This is a genomic window from Hyphomicrobium sp. (assembly GCF_041659645.1).
Classification (GTDB): Bacteria; Pseudomonadota; Alphaproteobacteria; order Rhizobiales; family Hyphomicrobiaceae; genus Hyphomicrobium_B.
This window is the reverse complement of the sequence record NZ_JBAZXX010000002.1, coordinates 997,190-1,019,495: the sequence shown is the minus strand read 5'-3', so window position 1 is coordinate 1,019,495 and position 22,306 is coordinate 997,190. Positions and strand designations below refer to the sequence as shown.

Sequence of the window (22,306 nt, the reverse complement as noted above, 5' to 3'; positions counted from 1 at the left end):
CCGGGCGGCTCTGGCAAAGATCAGAGGTTGAGCGGATCGCCACCGCGAGGCCGATGACGTTGACAGCGTCGAAACCCAAGCCGTTAATACCGCTGTAAAAAGCGGAGCTGAGCCACATGCGCGCGCGACGGATATTGAGCACGGGGGCTTTCGATCACCGCGATATGGAGCGCCTGCAATCAGCGTTCAACGCGGCTGGGACGGTAATCGAGCCCACAATAGCCGAGACAAACCGCGACGCTTCTCGAACGACCTTAGCGACAATTATCGTGGCATCTGGAAATGTCTCTGGTCTTGACGATGGCGAGCTTGCCGCGATGGCACTTCGGACCTTTGAGTCCATTCGCGAGGCAAACGGGTTTCTGCTTTAGTAGAGACGCCAGCATATTTTTCCGTCCTGTCGGGCGCGGCTGTGGGAATTCGGATCGCCACCGCCGATTATGTAAAGTCATCATGTGCGGTTTGATCCGCCGGTTCGAAATGGCGGAGGAGGCTGGTTTTGCCGCGTTGACGAAGCTGAGGGCGGCTCGCTCTTAAGCGTCGCGCCGAACGGCATTGAACTTTGAGAAGGAACGGAATTCTGCGTGAGGTATGGAGCGAGATTCGCCCACGCTCCGCTCATCTTGAAATCGAAGGTCATCGGTAAAGAGCTTTGCTTGAGCGTGTCGGCATACCACTCGTTTGCTTGCGGGCGCGGTATCGGCGCTACCTGCGAGTTCCACATCTCCCGGCGATCGGTCGACAGAGATCTGAAGAATTTTTCGACGCCCTTCTCGATCCAGCTCAAGACGTCGTCGGCGTCACCAATAGTGAACTTCCGTTGATCGCTGGAGATTGGCCGCTCCGCATCCAAGTGGAAAACCTGCTCTTCCAACTTCGCGATTTTTGGCGGCATCTCGCCCGGAGCATAGTGGAAGCCGCCTCGCGCAAATTGCAACGCCGCTACATTGTCCGAACCCTTATCGTTGTTCGTCAGAAATAGAAACAAGTTGCGAGCGGTGCCGGCGAACGCGAGATACGCCATGTTCCAATCAGCGATCACGCTCGAAGTCGCCATCTTCTCGCGGGAATGTCGCACCATCGCCAGTTGATAAGGTAGATGTTCCTGGAGCCAGTTCCTTATGACTTCGGGGGGGAGTTGTTCTGGCTTTCTCTTAGAGTTTTTTGTCACCAGATTTTCCGCCGCATTTGTTCGAACTCGGTTCGCCGTTCGCCAAGTAGTAGCTCCAACAACTCTTGGCACCGCGAACGTAGGAATCGGAGCGGCGTTTCGCAATGATTCCTCATGCTAAAGCGCCTCGCAAGCTTCGAGCGGGTCATAGTTTTGCCGATCATCATCGGTCATGTCGTCATTCCCTTTCTGCTGCAGAGATCTGCTTCGGATCGAACACCGTTTTCGGCGGATCCAAAAAGTCGGTTCGGTCTGCTGCAACCGACATCATCCCTGATGACCAGACGATCGTCACGCCCGCAATCAAGAATGCCAGATATGACACCACGCCGAAGCCCCAGCCCGCGACGAACGTCCGGAAAATCACGGTCCCGTGTTTGAGCGGCGCATCCTTTGCTTGCTTCAACTTTTCGGACGGAACAAATTCGCCAACCGAAACCCACTTCTCCTCGATTTCGTCTGCGCTGAGCTTGAAATCCTCGTCCGTCTGCTGCGCGAGCATTCGAAAATTCCAGATGGTCGCAATACCAGACAGGGCGGCAGCTATAATGCCAATGAAAAAGAGTATCCCGGCCCACCGTTCCCAAGATAGCGCTGGCCCATCGCCGTTAAGAAACTGGTGAAGCGCTGGGACGCCTACGATGCCACCCGCATTGATGACAAACGCTGTATTGATCATCATTTGTGATAACGCGTCAGCAGACTTGTTCCATCGGTCTGAGATTTTGGCGCCGGTGTCGAGATGATGCTGCCAGCTGAGATTGAAGTCCTGCCATCGATCACGGTTCATCATCGCTGCCCACCCAAGTCTGAAAACAAATAGGCCCGCCAGCGCTGCAACGCTGAACGGGCCTTTATCTTGAACCCCTCCTGCAAGAGGAGGCTCACTTGTGATGATTTACAACAAGACTCGCGTCGCCGCAATGGCGGCGGGAGCGATGCTGCTTGCCACAAGCGCATCCCTCAATATTTCGTCCGCAACTGACGGCGGAGCGCCCTTGGTTTCACCCACGGTCGTCGCGATTGCCGTCGTCGCTCTAGCGACGGCGATATCCGTTCCCTCTGTCATGTTCGCTTGGCGAGAGCGACGCCGGGGAGTCGCGCTCGTGACCATTTTATTCCTGCTATGCGGGGAAGGCTTTAACGGCGTCAACAGCGCAGAGCGGCTTCTGGCGACCCGTGATGCTCGTGCTCAGGCAGCTGTCGCGGACAATCGGCCGTACGAGAACGCTCGGCAGCGAATGCAGACGGCGGAAGAAACTTACCAACGGGCTGATGTGGCAGCTGCCGCCGAGGCGGGAAGGGGTGGGTGCGGTCGGATTTGTCACGACCTTCGGGATGCTGCCGAAAACGCCCGTCTCCAGTTGGAGGATGCACGTGCAGTTCTCGAACGGACGCCGCCTCAGAGTTCGGAGCATGTTCTGTCGACAACGATCGGATGGGCGTCTTCGTCGGTCGAACTGCTTCAGGCCGGTTTGTTCACTGTCGCGCTGAATGGCCTTGGGTTCATGCTTTTGGCAATCGGCGATTCAGGCCGCAGTGAAGATCACTCGCGAGTGAACCGGGCACTGGTGAACAGCCCGAGTGAACCACGCCGGCGGCGCCGAAGAGTGAAGTTTTCGCGCCGGAACGCAAAACCTAGAGTGGGCCCAACGCGGGCCGAACAAATTGGCGCGTTCTGCCGGAGTTTCCGGGAGAGTGTCGGACGCGAGCCGACCTTCACGGAGGTCCGCGAGGCGACGAAGCTTCCGAACTCCACCGTTTCCAAGTATCGCAGAGTCGCCCTCGCGGCTTGATCATGCCGCGCGGGACCCTGTGAGTGCCGCGATCGCCGCTCCTCCCTCCGGCATTGAGACTTTCTCGATCAGATAAGCGGTCGTCTTTTTAATCGGGCAGCCGGTCTTTGTCGTGATCGGGACACGCTTATCGGAAAGCCGCGTTACGCCCGGGACGTCCGCAAGGGCCGCGAAAAAATTGTTGGGTTTCGGAAGGCGCTGGCCAGACGTGGCGGCAAGGCGGCTGGCGTAAACCCAGATATCGGCCCAGGCGACGGGATCGGCGATCTCGATGTTCGCTAGGTGCCAACGGACATACAGCTCCGCAAACGGGCGTGCCCGTTTGCGGGCGCCCGCCGGTCCGGGAAGTTTGGACGCAACGGCGGCCGCGCCTTTCGGTGCGGACCCTTGAGCACCTGGCGAGGGAACACCTGGCGAGGGAACACCTGGCGGAGTTGCGGACCGACCGTCCGGATTGCGGACTGCCGACCCCTGCACCGTTGACGTCGTGTTGGCTGTTGGCGTTGACGGTGCCGACCTTTGACCGGTTGATGGCGCGCTTCTTGGCGCGGCTGCCGACCCTTGAGCACCTGGCGAGGGAACACCTGGCGGACCTGGCGGAGTTGCGGACCGACCGTCCGGATTGCGGACTGCCAACCCTTGCGCCGTCAATGGACGCTGCAGACTGACTGCAGGCTGCCTGCTGTCGGCAGACTGCTCATTGCCTGCAGGCTGCTCGCCGCCGACAGCCTGCGGAATTTCCTCGGCCGCGCGCTGAGGACTGGCTGCGGACCGGACTACCGCTGTTTGTGGTGCCGGTCTCGTTGACGCGAACAGCCGCTTGGCAGAATGGCAAAAGGAAAGCGCCGCTCCGCCGATGCGGATCACGAGCAAAATGACTGTGAGCACGAGGCAGAGCGCGATCATGATGACGTCTGCAGCCATCACGTAGTCGTTCGTGGCGTCCATCCGGAATCCTCCCGTTCCGGGATAGTTTGGGAATCCGCTCGCGAAAGAGCAAATTGCGGAGGGCGGTTATCTACACCTCAATGTCCGGATTCGACGCATCTCGCCGTTAGGACATTCGAGCTAACGAATTGAGTTGAAACGGGCACTTTTGGGCCGAAATGTCCTAACGACATCAGAACGCATTGGTAAAATTCTGAACTTAAAATTCTGGGGCAGCAATGCCGTGAGGGTTCAACTCCCTCCGTCCGCACCAAACTGAATACCTGGGCTAAAAAGCTATTTTGGTCTGTCGAGATTCAGCTCCCCAAATTATCGCATTAGGACACGTTGTTCGAACACCCAGCCCTCTGCGCCTGACTTCTGCTTTGCAGAGACGCAGACATCACCTGGATTGCCGAACGGCGCGTCCCTCGTCAGGCGAACATGTCTGGAGTCCGTCGATGAGCAGACGGACTAAGTACTTCCGCCTAGGCCAACAGCGGTTATCGGCTGAGCCCATGATTGCACCGGCTCACGAGACTTTCGAATTCTGCCCCTATGCGCCTAAAGCAAAGGTCACAGACTGAGCTATGGCGGTAGTGGGTCTGCCAATGAGGCTGCCTGAGCTGCCGGCTAACATCGAAAGGAGAGCCGTTCGCAACATTCGCGTCTGATTCTACATAGATCGCCGCGAGACGTGAATACTCAAGGCGCACGAGTCCGATCGGTTAACGCAGAGGGAGCCACAGCGGGGTCTCCCATTCACTCAGTTGCTCCAGGAAGACCTGAAGCTTAGATGGAACGAAGCGACGAGTCGGATAGACAGTGTGAACGAGGATCTCCGGCGATGACCACTCCGGCAGGATTCGAACGAGTTCTCGTCTCCTTATCTGCTCCTCGCAATAGCCCGACGGCAGAAGACCTATGCCGTGCCCTCTGTAGGTGAATGCGCTGACGCTCTGGAAATCCCGGCTGGAGACCGGCCCTGCGACGCGCAACTTCACTGATTTGCGGCCGTTGACTAGATGCCATTCCACCTCGTTGTTCCGGCCATTGAGGAGAATACATTGATGGCTGGCTAAGTCTTCGGGCTTTGCGGGTGCAAGCCGGCCCTTGAGATATTCCGGTGAAGCGACGAGATAACGGACGCTTCGCCCAATCCGTTTTGCCACGAGCGTCGAATCCGAAAGTTCCCCAAACCGAATGGCCACGTCGACATTTTCTGCAATCAGGTCGACGAACAGATTTGTGATGAAAAGGTCGACGTGGATGCCGGGGTACTTCCTCAGGAACGTTGACAGAAACGCATAAAAGGGCTCCTGGCCCAAGGTCACGGGGACGGACACCTTCAGCAAACCCTCAGGCTTCCTCTGAGTCTGGGTCAATGCATTCTCCGCGTCGACCAGCCGACTGAGTGGCTCGCTGCACTGATCGTAATAGGCTCGACCTTGGGCCGTCAGGCTTAGCTTGCGCGTCGTCCGCTGAATGAGCGTGATGCCGAGCTGATCCTCGAGCGACGTCACCTTTCGGCTGACGGTCGAGACCGGCATGCTTAGTGCACGCGCTGCCTGGGTGAAGCTGCCGAACTGCGCCACCTTCACGAACACCGCGATGTCGTTAAGATCTGTCATAGCCACACTTTTTCAATTATGGAAAAGAGTATCCATATAATTGCATCTAAACGAAGAATGAGGCTTGGTCTATATCGCTTCATAAGGCGAGCGTAGACACGAAAGAGATCGCCGGTGAGCAACAGGAGATCAACATGGAACAGGGTAGAACAGTTATCGTCACGGGAGCCTCGCAGGGCATTGGTGCGGCGGTCGTGAAGGCCTTCACCGAGCGAGGTTACAATGTGGTCGCCACATCGCGTCGCGTCAGCGAGTCCGCCGAGATCAAAGCTTCGGAGCATGTTGCTCTAGTCGACGGTGATATCGGCGATGCTGCAACCGCAAAGAAAGTGGCGGAAACGGCGGTCGAGAAATTCGGCTCCATCGATGCGCTCGTCAATAATGCCGGCATTTTCATTGCTAAGCCGTTCGTCGAATACACGGAGGACGACTTGAGAAAAGTGTCATCGACTAACATCGACGGATTCATCCATCTCACTCAGCTTGCGATCCGGCAGATGCTGGCGCAAAAAACAGGCGGCAGCGTTGTCAGCATCACGACTTCCCTTGTTGATCATCCGATCGCGGGCTTCAATGCGTCGGTATCGATGGTGACGAAGGGCGGCATCGATGCGGCTTCTCGGAGTCTTGCCATGGAATATGCGAAAGACGGAATCCGGGTCAATACGGTCGCTCCTGGAATTGTCGATACGCCATTGCACAAGGACAACCCCAAGGACTTTCTGAAGACCTTGTCGCCGATGGGGGTCATTTCGGGCGCACAGGATATTGCCGACGCGGTGGTGTTCCTGACTGAGGCTGCGGGTGTGACCGGGGAGGTGCTACACGTCGACGGCGGCGCACATCTGGGCAAATGGTAGAGCGCGACGTTGCGGCGCCCATCGGCGCAGAACAGCTGCTGAGGGAGCTTGGCATCGAGCTTCCTTCGCCACCGACGCCCTTGGGCGCATACGTCGAAGCAGTTCGGTCCGGTGACCTGGTCTTCTTGAGTGGGATGCTGCCGGTTGTCGACGGCAAGCCGAAGTTTGTCGGTCGCGTCGGGGGGGAGCTGAACCTCGAAGAAGGACGTAGGGCCGCCGCGATAGCTTGTTTAAACGGACTCTCGGTGGCGAGGGCGTTTCTAGGCTCTCTCGACCGAGTAAGCGCGGTCGCCAAGCTCGGCGTGTACATCGCGACCGACGGCGATTTCCGGGAGCACGCGAAGGTCGCGGATGGTGCGTCTGAATTGCTTCAAAATATTTTTGGGACGGAAAAGCTTTCGCCTCGGATTGTCCTCGGTGTCGCGAGCTTGCCCCTGGGAGTACCGATCGAAGTTGAACTCGTTGTCGAGGTGCGAAACTTATGATTTATCGAAGCGCGTCTAGCCACTTTTCCACGAAGTCCGATTTGCGGAGAAAGCGAGCTTTAGTTGCCTTTCGCCAAACTGCGAACGTGTAATCCGCGCATCTAGTTCTCTTCAGCGCGGACTCAACGATGACTTCCGCTGACTGCTACGAGCGATCAGCGTACCAAGTGAAGGGAAGCTTAAGAGTCTTCTCTAAAAGAACCGTCGGATCTCATCGGTGATCGGATCGACGTGTGTCTCGAGAGCGAAGTGCCCGGTATCCAACAGAACGACACGACAATCGGGAATGTCGCGCCGAAACGCCTCTGCACCAGAGGGAACGAAGAACATGTCGTTGCGCCCCCAGATGGCAAGCAACTTTGGGGCGCGGGCACGAAAAAAAGCTTGATATAGCGGATAGCGCTCGATGTTGCGCTTGTAGTCCAGCTTGAGGTCGATCTGCAGATCTGCGTTGCCCGGCCGAGCGAGAATTGCTGCGTCCAGCGTGTAGGATTCAGGCTCGATGAGGGAGAGATCCGAAACTCCCGTAAAATAGGCGGCTTTGACGCCTTCTAGGGTCATGCGCGAACGCAGCCCCTCGCGAAGTTCGGGGTTGGGGTTCGCCCAGTATGCCAGCAACGGCGCCCACGCCTTTTCTCCAAGACCCTCCACGTAGGCGTTGCCGTTCTGACTGACGATGCCGGCTATCCGGTCGGGATAGGTCAATGCCAAATCCCAGCCGACCGGGGCTCCATAGTCGAAGACGTAGAGCACATAGCGTTTCAGTCCCAATACGTCGACGAAGGCGGCTGTTGTCCGAGAGAGAGAAGCAAAATCATATTGGTATTCAAGCTCCGCAGGAACTTCGGTGAACCCGAAGGATGGCAGATCAGGCGCTATCATTCGAAATCGATCGGCCAGTTTTGGCATCATGTGGCGAAAGTAAAATGAGGAGTTCGCGAACCCGTGGAGCAGAAGCAGCACCGGCGCGTCCGGCGGCCCTGCCTCACGATAGAAAATGTCGACACCATCGGCGCGAATTCGCCTGGTCCGGACATCGATCGATCGGGACAGCGTCGCGTCTCCGGCCGACGCTATCGCCGTCGCCGTCGCCGTCCCGGCCAGCCCTAAGCCGAGAGTTCCACCGGTGAGAACCTCCCTTCGGGTCGCAGCGACGAGTTCGTGTTTGATCGGCTTTGCAAGCGGTGCTGGTGAGGATGTGATGTCGGTCATGCGATCACCAATGCTCTAGAGTTGGCCGACGAGCTATCAAGTCCGAGATCGAGACTTCATGCCCTAGAATGATCGTCGCGGCAATCGAACGATCGAGTCGAATTGCGATCCGAGTGACTGGCGTAATAAGGGCATCAACCGGAGAAGGCTGACGCACGACTGCAGTGGCACGGGGGGAAGAGAGCCCCTGTTGCAGCCCGAGAGATATCGGGCGCGAGATTGCCATATTATTTTACTGGGCCGAGGCCCTGCGAATTCAACCGAAATGTAAATAATTCAATATTGCGCTGCAATTCAGATTGTTGACGACGGCGTGTCAAAAATGATCGGTACACAAGTGGCGCCTCGCGCGTCCGCCGCACTTTGATGGCAAACGAGCTAATTAAGTAAATATCTACGGAGCACTTAATCTCGAATTATATCGTCGCCGAATGGCGCAAGTCACTTGCGCTAACGGAGTGCCAAAGTATTGTTGCATCGCTTTTGAAAACATGCGGGAGATCTGCCATGTCGGGTAGTTCTAGATCTATTTTGAGTTTGAAAAGCATTCCCTTCCTTTTGCCAATTATCGTCATTCTGGGTTTGGGTCCCGTAGCTCTCGCGACCATCGACAAATACAGCGTGTCGGTGCCTGGTGGCTTGGCTTTTTCTGAATTTAAAGGCTACGAGCTATGGCCAGTTATCTCGATAAGCCAGGGCGAAAAGGTGATGGCGGTTATAGTTGGCAATCCAGCCATGATTGCAGCCTACCAGGCGGGCATACCGGGTAACGGCAAGCCATTCCCCGACGGCGCCAAGATGGCGAAGATCCACTGGGTCCCCACGAAGATGGAAGACGCTCCCGGTGAGCCGACGGTCCCTGGCACGCTGCATGACGTGGACTTCATGGTGAAGGACAGCAATCGTTTCGCGGACAGTGGCGGATGGGGGTATGGCCAGTTCGAATACAATGCGGCGACTGATGAGTTCAGGCCGGGCACCGTCGATGATAAACCACCTCAAGAACACGATGCAAAGTGCGGGTTCGCCTGCCATACCATTGTGCAATCGAAGGATTACGTCTTCACGGCATATCAAAAACGATAGTTGTCGGTCAGCTGGTTCCCAACGCCGAATATTTTCTCGCGAAAAAGTTGGTTTGATGGGATCCGGAATTACAAACCCAGCAGCGCTAAATCTTTGACGTGAGGGACTTACGATATCCAAATTGGAGTCGCCCATGAGCCAAGTGCAAGTCGAGCAGAAAAACTTTGAGATGCCACCGCAGGACGGATTTACCATCGCGCACTTTATTACTGTCGCCGACATCGAGCGATCGGCTCGATTTTACGAAACGGTTTTCGGGGGTCGCATTCTCAGCAGAGGCGACAGCAGCGGCGCGCCGGGTTACATCCAAATCGCGAACACGTGGCTAATCGTCAATGTCGGGGGCGGTCCTACACCCGACAAACCCACGGTGACCCTCAGCGCGCCCGCCGACCGTGATTCAGTCAACAGCTTCTTGAATATCCGCGTTGCAGATATCCAAGCCTGTTATGAACTTTGGCGAAGTCGAGGCGCTGAGTTTATAACTGAGCCAAAGGACAAGTACGGCGAGACGCGCTGTTACATCCGAGATCCCGATGGTTACATTATAGAAGTTGGGCAGAGCAAGCCGGGCGTCGCTTACGGTTAAAACGGCAATACCCACAAGGAGTAGCACCACAGGATGGGCTTAACTCCGAGAAGAGCGGCTCGCGCTCAATGACGTTCGATCGTAGCAGCACGAAAGGATTTCATTTATGAAAATTTTGATGGTTCTGACCTCTCACGACAAGCTCGGGGATACGGGTAGGAAGACCGGTTTTTGGCTCGAAGAGCTCGCGGCGCCGTATTTCACCTTCAAGGATGCGGGCGCCGAGATCGTGCTTGCATCTCCCAAGGGCGGCCAGCCACCGCTAGATCCTAAGAGTAATGAGCCGAAATTTCAGACCGACCTTACCCATCGCTTCGAAGCCGACAAAGACGCCGAAGCCCAGCTCGCATCAACGCTTCGCCTCGATAGCGTGAAGGCCGAAGATTATGACACGGTGTTTTATCCCGGCGGTCATGGGCCTATGTGGGATCTTGCAGAAGATCAGGACTCGGTGAGTTTGATCGAAGCCTTCGTTGCGGCCGGGAAGCCCGTAGCATTAGTCTGCCACGCTCCGGGCGCTCTTCGACACGTGCAAAACCCAGATGGCACGCCGCTTGTGCAGGGTAAGAAGGTCACAGGGTTCACCGACACCGAGGAAGAAGCCATGGGTCTCACCAAGGTCGTACCTTTCCTTGTCGAGGATGAACTGAAAGCCAAGGGTGGAATCTTCTCCAAAGCCGACGACTGGCAGCCTTACGTACTTACCGACAGGCTTCTGACCACGGGCCAAAACCCTGCGTCCTCGGGACCCGCAGCAAAAATCCTTTTGGGAGAACTCGCTAAGCTTGGAAAGCCATAACTGCGTTCGTGGTGATGATCGCACAGCGCTCGACCCGATACGCAGAACGAGAGCGCTCACAATCACCGAACCGAACATTCCCGAAAAAGCCGAAACGAGTTTGAGGATCGTCGAGACTCCTTAAAGATCAGGTGGGCCGGCTAGGAGATCGATCCCACACCGAATTACGAACTGGAATTTTATCAATGCACAACGTCGATATGAAGCTTGAAGTGGTCGTCGTCCCGGTATCGGATGTCGACCGCGCCAAACTGTTTTACGAAAGTTTAAGCTGGCGGCTCGACGCCGATTTTTCGTCGGATGATGGCTGGCGCGTGATTCAATTCACTCCACCCGGCTCCGCGTGCTCGGTGATCTTTGGCAAGAACGTGACACCAGCAGCGCCGGGCTCCGCTCAGGGATTGTACTTGATCGTCTCTGACATCGAGGCCGCCCGCAACGAACTGCTCGGTCGCGGAGTTCCGATCAGCGATATTTTTCACGGCGCCGGTGACGTGCATGCTGGAGGAGATGAACCTTATTTGTCGGGGATGGTCCGGGCTAGCGGCGCGGAACCAGAACGCCGTAGTTATGGTTCGTTCGCGTCGTTCAGCGATCCCGATGGTAACGGTTGGCTTTTTCAAGAGATCACAAACCGCTTGCCCGGGCGCGTAGACGAAGAATTGACTTTTACCACTTCGACTGATCTAGCCGCTGCGCTCAGACGTGCAGCTGCCGCGCATGGCGACCACGAGAAGCGTATTGGTCACCACGATGTCGATTGGCCAGACTGGTATGCCGAGTACATTATCCGAGAGCACTCCGGAAAGCCGCTGTCCCCATGACAAGCGACTTCACCCGCGCATCCGGTGCTGAAGCACGGAAAAGTCGGAAATCTGCTATCGATCAGTAATAGCTTGGTCAAATGTTCCAGCTGCGGAGGCACCGTGAAATCGCAAAGAGAGGGAATCAACCCCATAGCGAAGCCGACCGGTACCGGCTGTGTTGAATGCACCGCAGCGGGCGGATGGTGGTTCCATCTTCGACGATGCGCAGAGTGTGGTCACGTTGGCTGCTGCGATAGTTCCCCAAATCATCACGCGTCAAAGCATGCAGCTTCCACAGGACATTCAATCATCACTAGTTTCGAGCCCGGCGAACAATGGTTTTATGATTATCGCACCGGCGAAGCCTTCGACGGTCCAAAACTCGCGCCTCCAAATTCGCATCCTTTGGAACAGCCTACGCCCGGACCTACTGGACGGGTTCCACACGACTGGCAATCACGTCTCCGCGATTAAAAAATCACATTTTTCGTTTAGTGCGCTCGCGCCGCGCTAGTGTTGGCAAGTTACTTTTCCGGGGTGGATTACTCGCAGCCGTCTTCACGTTTTAGTGGCAGCTCGCCATCTGTAAGCGGACTGCGATTGGGACGTCAGAAAGACGTCACTTCAACCAGCCCGCGATGTCGGCTTTTGTATATGAGCAGACGAGCGTGAGTGTTCGCAAAGCAGAGAAAGCAGATCGTGAGCCGGCGCAATCATGGGCCCAGCCGACAACCGCTGTTGGCCCATAGCGGACTTGTAACCGGCGGAACACTTGCACAGAAGGAAGTATTTTAAGCGGATCCAACTCCATTCGTTCAAAGAGGAAGTCATGGGTCTTTACGCTCGATACATCGGTCCGCGCTTCGTAGGTTGTCTTTGCTCAATGCAAGACATTACCGACGAACGCTTGAAGGTCATACCCTACGCGTCAGGCGTAGTGCTGGAGATTGGGATTGGCCTGGGTCTTAACTTACCGATCTACGATCCGACTCGCGTGGAATGCGTTATAGGCGTCGATCCCGGCGCGAACTTTCTTCGTATTGGCCGCTCGCGGCACGCGACTTCTCCGGTGCCGCTGGAGATTATCAAGGCGCCTGCCGAGGCATTGCCGCTAACCGACGCTTCTATTGATACCGCAGTCGTCACCTACACTCTGTGCTCCGTCGAAGACCCCATGCGCGTTCTTGCAGAGCTACGCCGTGTTCTTAAGCCGACAGGCCGCGTCCTGTTCTTGGAACATGGTCTGGCTCACGATCAGAAGGTCTCATCGTGGCAGCATCGACTCAACCCGATATGGAAGCGCCTCGCCGTTGGCTGCAATCTAAACCGACCTGTCGCGTCGACCTTTGAAAAGGCCGGCTTTCGGCTGCTAGAGGTTGATCATTACTACCTTGGCGGCGCGCCGCGCTCTGTCGGGTATACTTGCAGGGGCGTTGCAGTTTCGACGGGCTGACTTTCAATTCGCACAAGCAATGCAGCGGAGACCCGCTGCTGGCCCTTAACTGACGTCAATAATCTATATCATTGTTGTCAGATTTTAGGATCGAGCGGCATGTAGGCAATGTCGACTGTCGGCCAGATGAGGCTATCAGGGCTGATCGATCTTCAAAGGCAACATTTGTCGCTAAAGAAAAATAAGAGGGGGCACGACGTCATATTGTAAACCATGTATTTCAGACGGTCAGGCTCGCGAAGTGGCTATTCAATCGCACCGTTGCAAAGCGCTAATGGGCGTGGGGTAATTGTTTAGACGTCTGCAGAGCAGCCGACGGAGGCTCGGCGGGCTCGGCTTTAGGCGATGATTGGGTGGCTGGGGGTGCTTCAGCTCTTGCTTCGGGTGAAGAGCTAGGGAGCATACCTGGGGTCATAACCTCGGGTCGGGTGCATGCCGACTTGATACGCACTTCAGACCTCTCGCGACCTTCGATACCTCCCTTGGTCTGAATCGGAATAAACGACAGTTTTGTCAATTTGTAGAGTTCGTTAGTAAACGTTGCACCACAGTCCAGCACAAACTGGTGATTTTCGGCCATGTGGCATTTGTCGAGTTCGGCATTTGGGTCGCCATTAGCGATGCGCGTGTCGTAGGCTTTAGTCAAACATCGGTCGACATCCGACATAGCGGCGACGAGGCCGTCTTCATAATATTTTTCAAGACCGGAAATCATATACTCGCCCGTGACCTCACGGATAGCAAAAATGTTTTGCATCACATTCTTGTTCCAATCGACATAAGTTTCATCATACGCGCGCTTTCGATAGCGCACTTCTTCGATATCGGCGCCGCGCCGCAAAGCGGATGCGACCATGCCAGCACGAGTGCGCCGCTCATATATAAGATGCACTAAGGCTTCGATGGATTGTTTGCGAGATTGATATTTGGCGTACGTTTGGCCGAGCCACGCCCCCACACCTGCAGTAATGATGCCATTCAGTACCGCCGAAGCGAGCGCGAAGGAGATGAGTTGTCTACGCGTGAGCCGCGCGTTTCTAAGCAATCCGAGACTTGTATGCCCTGACATGCGTTTGCTTTCTACGTAGGATAACCCTCGTCGGTAGTGCACTCTACTTCATGCGTTTAGGGGATACGCAACCGCCAGAATGCTTATTCACATGCGTCCTATATCCGAGCTTCAGGATAAAATTTGACTTTCCACCCCGCATCGCGCGAAGAGCTGGTCAAAGTGATCTCCTTTAGTTCGAGATGACGCGCTAACGACCGGAATCACTAACAAGCAGATATAGTTGATCATCAGCATGATGTGCCGAGCGCTTCAGGGTAATGTCGGCAAATGGGATGTACGCCGATCTTACAGGGAGGCGCACATTCCTAACCGGAATGTCTGCTCTTAGCGTTTTGGGGCCGTCAAGCACTGCTCTCATTGTTGTCGGCTTTTGAAGGCGGTGTAGGCACCTACGTTGTTGTTCTACCCGAGTCGCGAAAGTACGTAGTCGCGACCAGGCCGAGATATAGCATCGTCTCAGCTCCAATTTCATCGCTCTGAGATTTCCATCGCGCCCCTTGTACACATTGGCCCGGCGGCCAAAATCTCTCTCCATGATTTGCCACTCAGGTCGGTGGGTGCCAGAGATGACGTCCCCGTCGCGGTGAGCCAAATGCTGCACCGTTTCCCTGTTGCGCCATTTCGTTATAAGCATTGAACGCGTTAATTGGCTCGGCCGAAGCAGTTCCTATGAAATGCTAATGGTTGAGCGCATACCCGTAAGGGCCAGCAGCACCGCTGATGGCCGCTGCTAAGACGGAGTTTTGATCGTGTTAAAATATATCGCTGCCGTTTCGCTCACTGTTGCCGCGTGGGCGCCAGCAGCTCTCGCAAGCGATCTTACCGACACCATATCCGCCCGAGCCAATGCCCGGGCAGGCGGCGCCGTCAGCGAAAGAGACAAAGAATTGTTGGAACGTTATGGATGCGAGAGCGGCACGCGAAGCGCATCCTGCCAAAACGGGCAGCGTGTTAAGCAAAAAGCGCCACGTAGCTATGAAACTGAACGGGCACTAAAGACAAAAGCGCAAGAAAGATCACGAGCGCAAGCGCAAGCGGCTGCCGTAGCAAGGGTGAAGTTGAAGGCTACGCAGCGGAACGATTCAGGCGGCGGACCAATCAAGCCGGTAATCGCAACCGGAGCGACGGCGGCGCCGAAAGAAGACCTCCAAAAAACAACAGTCGTCACAAAATCTCCAAGCGCGCCCGCGCAAGACGCTCCAGCGGCGGCGACGTGCCGTAAATACTCCCCAGCGGTCGGAGGTATGGTCGAGGCGCCCTGTTAAATGCGCATTTACTCGCCGACCTAGAGTTATTTCGAAAGAACAAACAAGAAGCCACCTGCCGTCAACCCAGTTGGATGGCAAAGTCGCGACCGGGCATGAAGCGGGACAAGCTCTTTCTTAACGACGTCTGCTTGGGGTCAAAAGCGGAATAGCGGCGGACGAGCGCGGCTTCAGCTTATCACTCAAAACCAGACGTTCGTTGCTTCGTTGCTGTCGGCATCATCGCGTATCGGAATGATGCCCGCTTTTGTATCGAAGGAGACGAAGAGGCTCGGCCCTCTTGCCGTTAGGACATTTCGGCTAACATATTGAACCGTAATAGGGTGGTTTGAGCCCAAAATGTCCTAATGACCTTGGTGGCATTGATAAATTGGTGAACTTAAAATCCTGAGACGGTAACGTCGTGAGGGTTCGAGTCCCTCCGTCCGCACCAAACTGAAAACTTGGGCTAAAAAGCTATTTTGGTCTGTCGAGATTCAGCTCCCCAAATTATCGCATTAGGACGCGTTGTTCGAACACCCAGCCCAATGCGCCTGACTTCTGCTTTGCAGAGAAAGCGAACGTCGGACCTTCAAAAGTAGGAGTTGGCCTGAAAGGCCTCGATCATGTCTGCAATGCACTCAGAATCAGACATCCGCCAAATGACGCGATGGCGGCTTAACAGCTCGCGACATTGAGATGCGACGACACTGTGGGCGTCGCAAGTGACCGGCGAAGTAATGGACTCGGAATCAATCGCCGGACTTACGGACGGTGCGCCGCTTCGGCTTCTTGGGTTCCGCACCAAGAAGAGTGAGACGCGCAGCACGCAGCCTTTTGCGTTTTGGCAAGAATTGCGAGCTTGCTGACCTCCTGTTCCTTAACAGCAAGTGATGCGTCTTGCTGACGACGCAGCTTCAGTTCCCGCAGCCGTGGCGCGCGGAACCTCCCGCTCCCGCTTCGCGTCGATTGCCGCCTGATGCAAAGGGCTCTTCGGATACTTCCACATCTACTACAAATGGTCCCCGCACTTCGTTCGACAAGCCCCGCCGCAACCTTGGATATGCCGCGCCACTTGCTTCGGCCCGCTTCAGGGTAGGCCTGGCTTCATCATGCATTTCAAACGTCATATTCGAACATGGCTTCGAACTGCTTTGGATCTCCTGCCAGCAAGGACGCCCTCTTCGGCAATTGATCTCTGGGCATCAAGTGAAAGCCATTGAGAGAATTCAGTGCGTCCTTCGAAGGCAGGCTGGCAATTAGCCTCGGGATCAGCCTGTGATTCACGACGCTGACAAGCATCATTTCGGCCGGCGAGCCGAGACTTTGCCAAAGCCGGAGAAATCCTGCTTCCACCTCCGTGCTCCAGAGACCGCCGGGAAAGTATCGGTCAGCTCATATGGTCATGGCTGTGTGAATCCTTCGGTGGTCGTTTGCATTTTAACATTCCCGCCGGCCAGCTGCGCCAAATCATCAACGACACCGCAATGGTTGCGGTAACAACGCGTGATCGCCCCCGGCGTTATGTCGGAGAAGTCAGTGGTTTCGGACTTGGCTCCTATTCTCCCAATATTGCCTTCGTCAGATCGTCGATTTTAATCGTCGCGAAATTCGAGAAGGTATCCGAGATCGCATAAGGCAAGATGATCTGGTCGCCGCTACGCATGGCGCCGCATGTGTAGACGACGTTGGGCACATAGCCTTCTCGCTCCGCCGGCTCCGGGCGCACGAGAGGTTCATGCGAACGAGCGAGGACTTTGGAAGGATCCTTCTTGTCGAGGAGAACCGCCCCGATCGAATACTTCCGAACGGGTCCAACGCCGTGTGTGAGAAGAAGCCAACAGTCATCAAGCTCGATCGGCGATCCACAACTGCCGATCTGGACGAATTCCCAAGGATGCTCGGGCTTCAGAATCGGGTCGCCGCCTTCCCATGTGTAAAGGTCGTCCGAATAAATGAGATACAGGTTCTCGTTGTCTTGCCTCGCGATCATCGCGTAGCGGCCATCTATTTTTTTCGGAAATAGCGCCATGCCTTTGTTTCGCGCGGCCGAACCGGCAAGCGGCGTCATGCGGAAACTGCGGAAATCCTTTGTTTCTAACAATTCGGAGCGGATCGCCCGGCCGCTGTAAGCTGTGTAGGTCGCGTAAAAATTGATTTGCCCTTGATCGGCGAATTCAACGAAGCGGGCGTCTTCGATTCCGTTCGACTGAGCGTCGGTAATGGGAAATATGACGCGCTCGCTGAGGTCATCCTCAGGACGGAAAATGACTTCGACGCTATCCCCATTGGGTCCTGGCGTGCGACGTTCGACTTTTGGAACGCATGCGAGGCGCGCCGTCGGATCCACCGTGACGCTACCATCAACGCCGATACTTCCCGATCGGAAGGTCAGCGACGAAATATGCCCCTCGCCGACAGCACGAAGGCTCAGAATGAATCGACAACCGCCTTCAGGAGCACCGGACTGATCGGGGTGGCGCACGATGCTTGGATTGAATAGAGCTGACGCTTCAAAAGAATACTCGTGAAGAAAGTAAGCTCCGATTAGGCACCTTTGCGTCTTGTTTAATACGGCGTGTGGAACCAATGCCTCTTCCATCTCGGCGGCGCGCGCTTCGAAGATCTCAAGCAAATTTTTGTGACGGCCTTCGAAGTTCTCGAGAACCTCGGTAAGTTGTCTCGCCGCGACATCGGCCCCCAGCAGGAGCACCCTGTCGACGATATGGTTGGCTCGCGTCTTATCGGTCGGGTTTAAATCCCTCGGTTCAGTCGCCGGCTTGAATGGCCGGACGACGACTCGTGCCGGATCGGGACGGAGATGCAAGCTCTGGCGGTTCAGGAATCGTGATTGAGACAACGTGGCCCCCTGGACTTGTTCTCGATGGCGTTTGGCGACTTACGGGGGAGGAAACCAATTTGGGTGTGGGTCTCGGCCGGTCCATCATAGCGGTGCGGTTGAACTCCCTAATCTCGACAAGCGCAAGAAGATACGACAGTGCGGACTCCGCGCCCCTGTTCTCGTTAGCGCGATCCGGGTGCAGACCGTCAGAGCATCCGCCCGTATCGGGATCAATTAGCGACTTCCGCAAGTCGTTCTCGCCTAGGAACCAATTGAACGCGCACATCGCGGCTATAGGCCATTCACTGCTGCCATCGGCGCGTGCCGCTGCAATACATGCAGAAATCGACGCTGCGGCTTCGACGGGCTGCTGATCAAACGGTTCAGGTGTTTGGTGCACCCGCCCGAAACTATCGGATCCGACTGGCCTGAAGTGGCCCGAGGAAGCTTTCTGAATTGCCATAAGCCAGCGAAGAGACCGTAGGCCAGCCTCAACGTAGGACGACGTCTGAATCGCTATGCCGGTTTGGATCAACGCCTGAGGAAGGCGCGCGTTATCGTAAGCGAGCACGCGCTCGAACCAGGGCCAACCGTCGGGCTCGTTCTCCGCCGCTTCCAGCATGGAAGTTAGCCGATCAGCTAGCTGCCGGCGCATGCGCTCGGCGGAAACGTCGCCGGCTACCGACGCACAATAAGCGTCGAGTCCCAAGAGCGAGAAGGCCCAGGCTCGGGGCGATGAGAAACTTTCGACGATCGGAAGAGCGGTCTTGAAGAGTGCAGTCGCCCACTTTTTTCGAGGGAGATCAGTGTTGTTTCGAGCGCATTCGCCCAACGCCCATAGCGTCCGCCCGTGGCTATCCTCCGAGCCCATGTCTTCGAGCCAGCGGCGGTCGAAACTCATGAAGTTTCGGAACCGACATGTGTCTGGGTTCCAGGCGTGTTGGATGAAGGCCGCAAAGCGCGCCGTAATCAGCTCGGGAAGCTGCACGTCGCCGACGTGCGCAAGTGCGCTCGAGAGCAGCAACGCGCGGGCATTGTCATCGACGCAATAACCGTGAGCGCGATCCGCTACCGTATGGACGGCGTGCTGAAGCATGCCGGTGCTATCGCAAAGCGATAGGAAGTGTCCGATCTTGATATCCGGTATTTCATGCTGCGAGCGTTCGGACACAATCCGATCTGAAGAAAGCAAAATTGCGGGCCGCGAATATCCGCGCGCCGCGCCGAAGTTCAAATTGTAGCGCTTGGCGGTCTCAGCCCACGTCATCGATCGACTTGCGGCGTAAGCCCTCTTACGCATTGCGTGCCGGCGAACGTCATTCGTCAGAAGTCCGGAAATCTCCGTCCCCATAGCCTTGGCGTCTCCGAAGGGAACCAGAACCCCGCGCCCATCGCCAAGCAGCTCCTGGGCATGCCAATAGGGCGTCGACACAACCGCTTTTCCAAGCCCGAAACTGTAAGCCAGCGTGCCCGATGTCATCTGAGCTTCGTTGAGATAGGGGGTCACATAGACGTCGCACATCGAGATGAATTCGAGCAGCGTACTTTGCTCCACGAACTGGTTGAAGAACACGACGTGATCTTCAATGCCAAGTTCGCGAACGCGAGCCATAAGGCTCTGACGATAAGCCTCGCCGTGATCGCGGACAAGATTGGGATGGGTCGCGCCCAAAATAACGTAAACGGCACTAGGACAAGATTCTATGATGCCCGGCATGGCATCAAGCATCGTCTCAATGCCCTTGCTTGGAGATAGTAGACCGAACGTCAGAATGACGGCCTTGCCTGCAAAGCCCAGCTTCGCTTTGGCATGATGCGTGTCTAGGAACGGGGCATCGGGTATCCCATGCGGTATGACATCTATTTTGTCGGCTGGAACGCCATGCACGGCACGGAGTATCTCACGGCCCTTTTCCGCCATGACGATGATTTTCGCCGAAGCCTCGATGACGTGATCCAGAACGGCGCGTTGAGCCGGTGTGGGCAGGGCGAGAACAGTATGAAGCGTGGTTACGATCGGCATCGCGAGACGGGAAACGAGGCCGGTAATATTTCCGCCAGCATCACCGCCGAAAATGCCGTACTCGTGTTGAAGCGAAACCACTTCTATTCCCGCGGTGTTCAAGAATTCTGCCGCATCGACATAGTCGACCATCATATCGTCGCGAATTTGGAACCGCACCGCTTGCGGAAATTCGTAGGTGCCGCCGGGATCGGTCATGGCAACCACGGGGGTTTCGAGGTCGGGTCGCTCTTTCGTGACCGCGCTATGCAGATCGTATGTGAAGGTTGCGATGCCGCAGCGGCGTGGAAGATAATTGCCGATAAACGCAACGCGCCGGAGTGGCTTCATCGGATGATTTCCTTACGTTGGTTGCCACCGCCGGTCGTTGCAGCGGTGAATGAAGACGGCTCTGGCATTGTCTCGTCGAACTTCAAATCCGGCGAGCCGGCCTGCGTGATGCGCTGAAGAGCGTGGGGAATCGGACCGCCGACACCGGAATATGCCAACAGCGCGATAAGGCCATCTGGACCCACGTTGATGTTAACTCGATCCGATTGAGCAAAAATGGCGTCACCTGTAGTGACATCAGATGAGCCGACGTGCGCGAGGCCACCTAGAACGAGAAGCCAAGTCTCTCGCGCGGCTTCGAGCCACCATGCTGTGCCCGATGCCAAGCGAAGTCTTTCGAAAACAAAGTGAGTATTGGAGACAAGAAGCGTTCGCTCATCGGTAAGGGCAAGCGGCCGAGCTTGAACGACCATCGGTCCGGCATTGGCAACAGCAAGCGCGCTTTCGACGTGGAGCTCTCGCTTACGGCCGTGATCGAAAATGCGGTACGTTGTGTCGCTGCGCTGTTGAATCTCTGCGATGACGAGGTCCGCGCCGATTGCGTGAATGGTGCCGGCCGGCACAGACACGACGTCACCGGTCGAAACCGGCTGCCATGCGACTATCGTCGAGATGGAGCCGTCTTGAACCGACTCGCGAAAATGCTCCGGTGTCATCTGCTGGTTGAGACCGATCGCGACCTTCGCACCGGCTGCCGCGCTCACTACGTACCACGCTTCAGTCTTGCCGCTCGGCAGTCCGATTGACTGCGCATAAGCGTCATCCGGATGGACCTGAATGGAGAGCGGCTGGCTGGTAAGCAGTATTTTAAGCAGTAATGAGGGTTCCGACACGGGTTGGCCAGGTCGTTCGTACCTGATCTCGCCAATGGCTACGCCGTCATCGTCCGTCGTAAAAGGAAAACTGCCACCGACAACGCCCCACGGCCGCGGCACCGACACCGTTCGCGCAAACTCTATCGTCAAGGCGTTTACCTATTGAAGACATCTAACCCTGGATTGATGGCACCGACGGAGCGGTGAGAGCGCGAACCTACCTGGTGGTCGGTTTGGCCGGTACCTTCGGAAACTACTCAGAGATCGCCACCGAAACCGAAGCACAGTGCTTTCCGGCCCTGGGCGGTAGAATTCATCGCCCGTAAAGGACGTTGACGCTAGTCATTCAACGGCTTCTTCCGGTGTTCGTTTGCGGAGGCCCCAGCTGAACGGGCCGGGTAATCCATTTTTTGACCAGCTTCCTCACTGTCAGAAAGCGAAATTCATTATCCCTTGCGGGCAGTTCTTGCTCCCTCCATTTCTGCTAATGGCCTGAAGCAGACCTTTGTCGGTTGTGGATCCAAAGTCGATTCCGAATGCGAGCCTCCGTGTCGGCCGCCTACGATAATGCCCGTGACACAACTCGTGCTATGGAGACGTGCTACGAGAGTGGCGACCGGAACTCTTAAGGTAAAAGCCCATGTTGGAATTTGGCAGTACATCATCGCGATACAGCATCTCCCGCTCGGTGAACGAGAGGGACCGTCATCTCATTTTCGAGGAAGGCGGCTTCGATGAACTACCTGAGAGCATCCGCCGTCAGACGCCGTGGCAATACCTGAAGAGCGGACAGTTTAAAAATCTTCGTCCGGATTACCTCAAGGCGCTCGTGGATCGCGGCTATATCATCGTTGAGCAGTCGGCGGGGGTGTTCTCGGCGGAGACGTAGTCTCGGTGGCCAGCTTCAAGTGGCACAACACGACCGATCGGAGGGGGACACCAGGCGGGCCACGCATATAACTCTACTGCAGAGCAGCCGGAGCAGGATCATTGGGTGTCTTCAAAGCGAGCATTCAAATCGTTCGATCGCGTAGGCCCTCAATTTGTCAACGTCCGTTTGTCCCGTCCTCGCATAGCCTAAAATAAGGAATGCCACGGCCTCGCATTTCTTGTGATCTTGGCTTACTCCGAGCTCCTCACACGCCGAATCCAATGCCGTTTGCAA

Annotated in this window: 18 protein-coding genes; 9 read left to right on the top strand and 9 right to left on the bottom strand. The window is 56.1% G+C overall.

Annotated features, from left to right (window positions below):
* Positions 1 to 451: 451 nt before the first annotated feature.
* The 4 genes from WC811_RS09815 to WC811_RS09800 all read right to left on the bottom strand — a co-directional run bounded on the left by WC811_RS09815 (position 452) and on the right by WC811_RS09800 (position 5,525).
* The gene (locus tag WC811_RS09815) at positions 452 to 1,057 is read right to left on the bottom strand and encodes a hypothetical protein (protein WP_372643668.1); all 606 of its coding nucleotides are present in this window, start codon (positions 1,055 to 1,057) and stop codon (positions 452 to 454) included.
* Between the two features lie 292 nt (positions 1,058 to 1,349).
* Positions 1,350 to 1,673, bottom strand: a complete 324-nt coding sequence (locus tag WC811_RS09810; RefSeq protein WP_372643664.1) for a hypothetical protein — start codon at positions 1,671 to 1,673, stop codon at positions 1,350 to 1,352.
* A 1,294-nt stretch (positions 1,674 to 2,967) separates the two neighbouring features.
* Positions 2,968 to 3,915, bottom strand: coding sequence for a hypothetical protein (locus WC811_RS09805; protein ID WP_372643661.1), 948 nt, complete (start codon positions 3,913 to 3,915; stop codon positions 2,968 to 2,970).
* Between the two features lie 707 nt (positions 3,916 to 4,622).
* A complete protein-coding gene (locus WC811_RS09800) occupies positions 4,623 to 5,525 on the bottom strand; it encodes a LysR substrate-binding domain-containing protein (RefSeq protein ID WP_372643657.1) in 903 nt (300 codons plus the stop codon).
* Between the two features lie 134 nt (positions 5,526 to 5,659).
* Here WC811_RS09800 and WC811_RS09795 point away from each other — a divergent pair, with 134 nt between their 5' ends.
* Both WC811_RS09795 and WC811_RS09790 read left to right on the top strand, forming a co-directional pair.
* Positions 5,660 to 6,385 carry an SDR family NAD(P)-dependent oxidoreductase gene (locus WC811_RS09795; protein ID WP_372643654.1) on the top strand — a complete coding sequence of 242 codons (726 nt, stop codon included), beginning with the start codon at positions 5,660 to 5,662 and terminating at the stop codon, positions 6,383 to 6,385.
* Complete coding sequence (locus tag WC811_RS09790) at positions 6,379 to 6,870, top strand: RidA family protein (RefSeq protein WP_372643652.1); 492 nt, start codon at positions 6,379 to 6,381, stop codon at positions 6,868 to 6,870. Before WC811_RS09795 ends, WC811_RS09790 begins: the two co-directional genes overlap by 7 nt.
* Positions 6,871 to 7,062: 192 nt before the next feature.
* Here the strand turns inward: WC811_RS09790 and WC811_RS09785 are convergent, their stop codons facing one another.
* Positions 7,063 to 8,082: an alpha/beta fold hydrolase gene (locus WC811_RS09785; RefSeq protein ID WP_372643650.1), complete on the bottom strand. Its 1,020-nt coding sequence runs from the start codon at positions 8,080 to 8,082 to the stop codon at positions 7,063 to 7,065.
* A 507-nt stretch (positions 8,083 to 8,589) separates the two neighbouring features.
* Between WC811_RS09785 and WC811_RS09780 the strand changes: the two genes are divergently transcribed.
* From WC811_RS09780 to WC811_RS09755, 6 genes are all read left to right on the top strand, one after another.
* Positions 8,590 to 9,168 (top strand): cytochrome P460 family protein, encoded by a 579-nt coding sequence (locus WC811_RS09780; RefSeq protein WP_372643647.1) that lies wholly within the window; start codon positions 8,590 to 8,592, stop codon positions 9,166 to 9,168.
* Between the two features lie 133 nt (positions 9,169 to 9,301).
* The gene (locus tag WC811_RS09775; RefSeq protein WP_372643644.1) at positions 9,302 to 9,757 is read left to right on the top strand and encodes a VOC family protein; all 456 of its coding nucleotides are present in this window, start codon (positions 9,302 to 9,304) and stop codon (positions 9,755 to 9,757) included.
* 106 nt (positions 9,758 to 9,863) lie between these two features.
* Entirely contained in the window at positions 9,864 to 10,556 is a 693-nt protein-coding gene (locus WC811_RS09770) for a type 1 glutamine amidotransferase domain-containing protein (RefSeq protein WP_372643642.1), read from the top strand.
* 185 nt (positions 10,557 to 10,741) lie between these two features.
* On the top strand, positions 10,742 to 11,380 hold the full coding sequence (locus tag WC811_RS09765; RefSeq protein ID WP_372643640.1) for a VOC family protein: 639 nt from the start codon (positions 10,742 to 10,744) through the stop codon (positions 11,378 to 11,380).
* A 24-nt stretch (positions 11,381 to 11,404) separates the two neighbouring features.
* Complete coding sequence (locus tag WC811_RS09760) at positions 11,405 to 11,836, top strand: UBP-type zinc finger domain-containing protein (RefSeq protein ID WP_372643637.1); 432 nt, start codon at positions 11,405 to 11,407, stop codon at positions 11,834 to 11,836.
* Positions 11,837 to 12,245: 409 nt separating this feature from the next.
* On the top strand, positions 12,246 to 12,815 hold the full coding sequence (locus WC811_RS09755) for a class I SAM-dependent methyltransferase (protein WP_372643635.1): 570 nt from the start codon (positions 12,246 to 12,248) through the stop codon (positions 12,813 to 12,815).
* A gap of 271 nt (positions 12,816 to 13,086) precedes the next feature.
* Here the strand turns inward: WC811_RS09755 and WC811_RS09750 are convergent, their stop codons facing one another.
* The 4 genes from WC811_RS09750 to WC811_RS09735 all read right to left on the bottom strand — a co-directional run bounded on the left by WC811_RS09750 (position 13,087) and on the right by WC811_RS09735 (position 21,291).
* A complete protein-coding gene (locus WC811_RS09750; RefSeq protein ID WP_372643633.1) occupies positions 13,087 to 13,884 on the bottom strand; it encodes a hypothetical protein in 798 nt (265 codons plus the stop codon).
* Between the two features lie 2,805 nt (positions 13,885 to 16,689).
* Positions 16,690 to 17,991 (bottom strand): glycoside hydrolase family 130 protein, encoded by a 1,302-nt coding sequence (locus tag WC811_RS09745; RefSeq protein ID WP_372643631.1) that lies wholly within the window; start codon positions 17,989 to 17,991, stop codon positions 16,690 to 16,692.
* Entirely contained in the window at positions 17,900 to 20,326 is a 2,427-nt protein-coding gene (locus WC811_RS09740) for a glycosyltransferase family 4 protein (RefSeq protein WP_372643629.1), read from the bottom strand. The genes WC811_RS09745 and WC811_RS09740 overlap by 92 nt, the downstream gene beginning before the upstream one ends.
* Positions 20,323 to 21,291 (bottom strand): class I mannose-6-phosphate isomerase, encoded by a 969-nt coding sequence (locus tag WC811_RS09735; protein WP_372643626.1) that lies wholly within the window; start codon positions 21,289 to 21,291, stop codon positions 20,323 to 20,325. The genes WC811_RS09740 and WC811_RS09735 overlap by 4 nt, the downstream gene beginning before the upstream one ends.
* Before the next feature lie 490 nt (positions 21,292 to 21,781).
* Here WC811_RS09735 and WC811_RS09730 point away from each other — a divergent pair, with 490 nt between their 5' ends.
* On the top strand, positions 21,782 to 22,030 hold the full coding sequence (locus WC811_RS09730; protein ID WP_372643624.1) for a hypothetical protein: 249 nt from the start codon (positions 21,782 to 21,784) through the stop codon (positions 22,028 to 22,030).
* The last annotated feature ends 276 nt before the right edge of the window (positions 22,031 to 22,306 follow it).

What these genes read in the sequence shown, in the direction of transcription:
- WC811_RS09815 (WP_372643668.1), bottom strand. Translation starts at nt 1,057, where the DNA reads ATGGCGACTTCGAGCGTGATCGCTGATTGGAACATGGCGTATCTCGCG.
- WC811_RS09810 (WP_372643664.1), bottom strand. Translation starts at nt 1,673, where the DNA reads ATGCTCGCGCAGCAGACGGACGAGGATTTCAAGCTCAGCGCAGACGAA.
- WC811_RS09805 (WP_372643661.1), bottom strand. Translation starts at nt 3,915, where the DNA reads ATGGACGCCACGAACGACTACGTGATGGCTGCAGACGTCATCATGATC.
- WC811_RS09800 (WP_372643657.1), bottom strand. Translation starts at nt 5,525, where the DNA reads ATGACAGATCTTAACGACATCGCGGTGTTCGTGAAGGTGGCGCAGTTC.
- WC811_RS09795 (WP_372643654.1), top strand. Translation starts at nt 5,660, where the DNA reads ATGGAACAGGGTAGAACAGTTATCGTCACGGGAGCCTCGCAGGGCATT.
- WC811_RS09790 (WP_372643652.1), top strand. Translation starts at nt 6,379, where the DNA reads ATGGTAGAGCGCGACGTTGCGGCGCCCATCGGCGCAGAACAGCTGCTG.
- WC811_RS09785 (WP_372643650.1), bottom strand. Translation starts at nt 8,082, where the DNA reads ATGACCGACATCACATCCTCACCAGCACCGCTTGCAAAGCCGATCAAA.
- WC811_RS09780 (WP_372643647.1), top strand. Translation starts at nt 8,590, where the DNA reads ATGTCGGGTAGTTCTAGATCTATTTTGAGTTTGAAAAGCATTCCCTTC.
- WC811_RS09775 (WP_372643644.1), top strand. Translation starts at nt 9,302, where the DNA reads ATGAGCCAAGTGCAAGTCGAGCAGAAAAACTTTGAGATGCCACCGCAG.
- WC811_RS09770 (WP_372643642.1), top strand. Translation starts at nt 9,864, where the DNA reads ATGAAAATTTTGATGGTTCTGACCTCTCACGACAAGCTCGGGGATACG.
- WC811_RS09765 (WP_372643640.1), top strand. Translation starts at nt 10,742, where the DNA reads ATGCACAACGTCGATATGAAGCTTGAAGTGGTCGTCGTCCCGGTATCG.
- WC811_RS09755 (WP_372643635.1), top strand. Translation starts at nt 12,246, where the DNA reads ATGCAAGACATTACCGACGAACGCTTGAAGGTCATACCCTACGCGTCA.
- WC811_RS09750 (WP_372643633.1), bottom strand. Translation starts at nt 13,884, where the DNA reads ATGTCAGGGCATACAAGTCTCGGATTGCTTAGAAACGCGCGGCTCACG.
- WC811_RS09740 (WP_372643629.1), bottom strand. Translation starts at nt 20,326, where the DNA reads ATGAAGCCACTCCGGCGCGTTGCGTTTATCGGCAATTATCTTCCACGC.
- WC811_RS09730 (WP_372643624.1), top strand. Translation starts at nt 21,782, where the DNA reads ATGTTGGAATTTGGCAGTACATCATCGCGATACAGCATCTCCCGCTCG.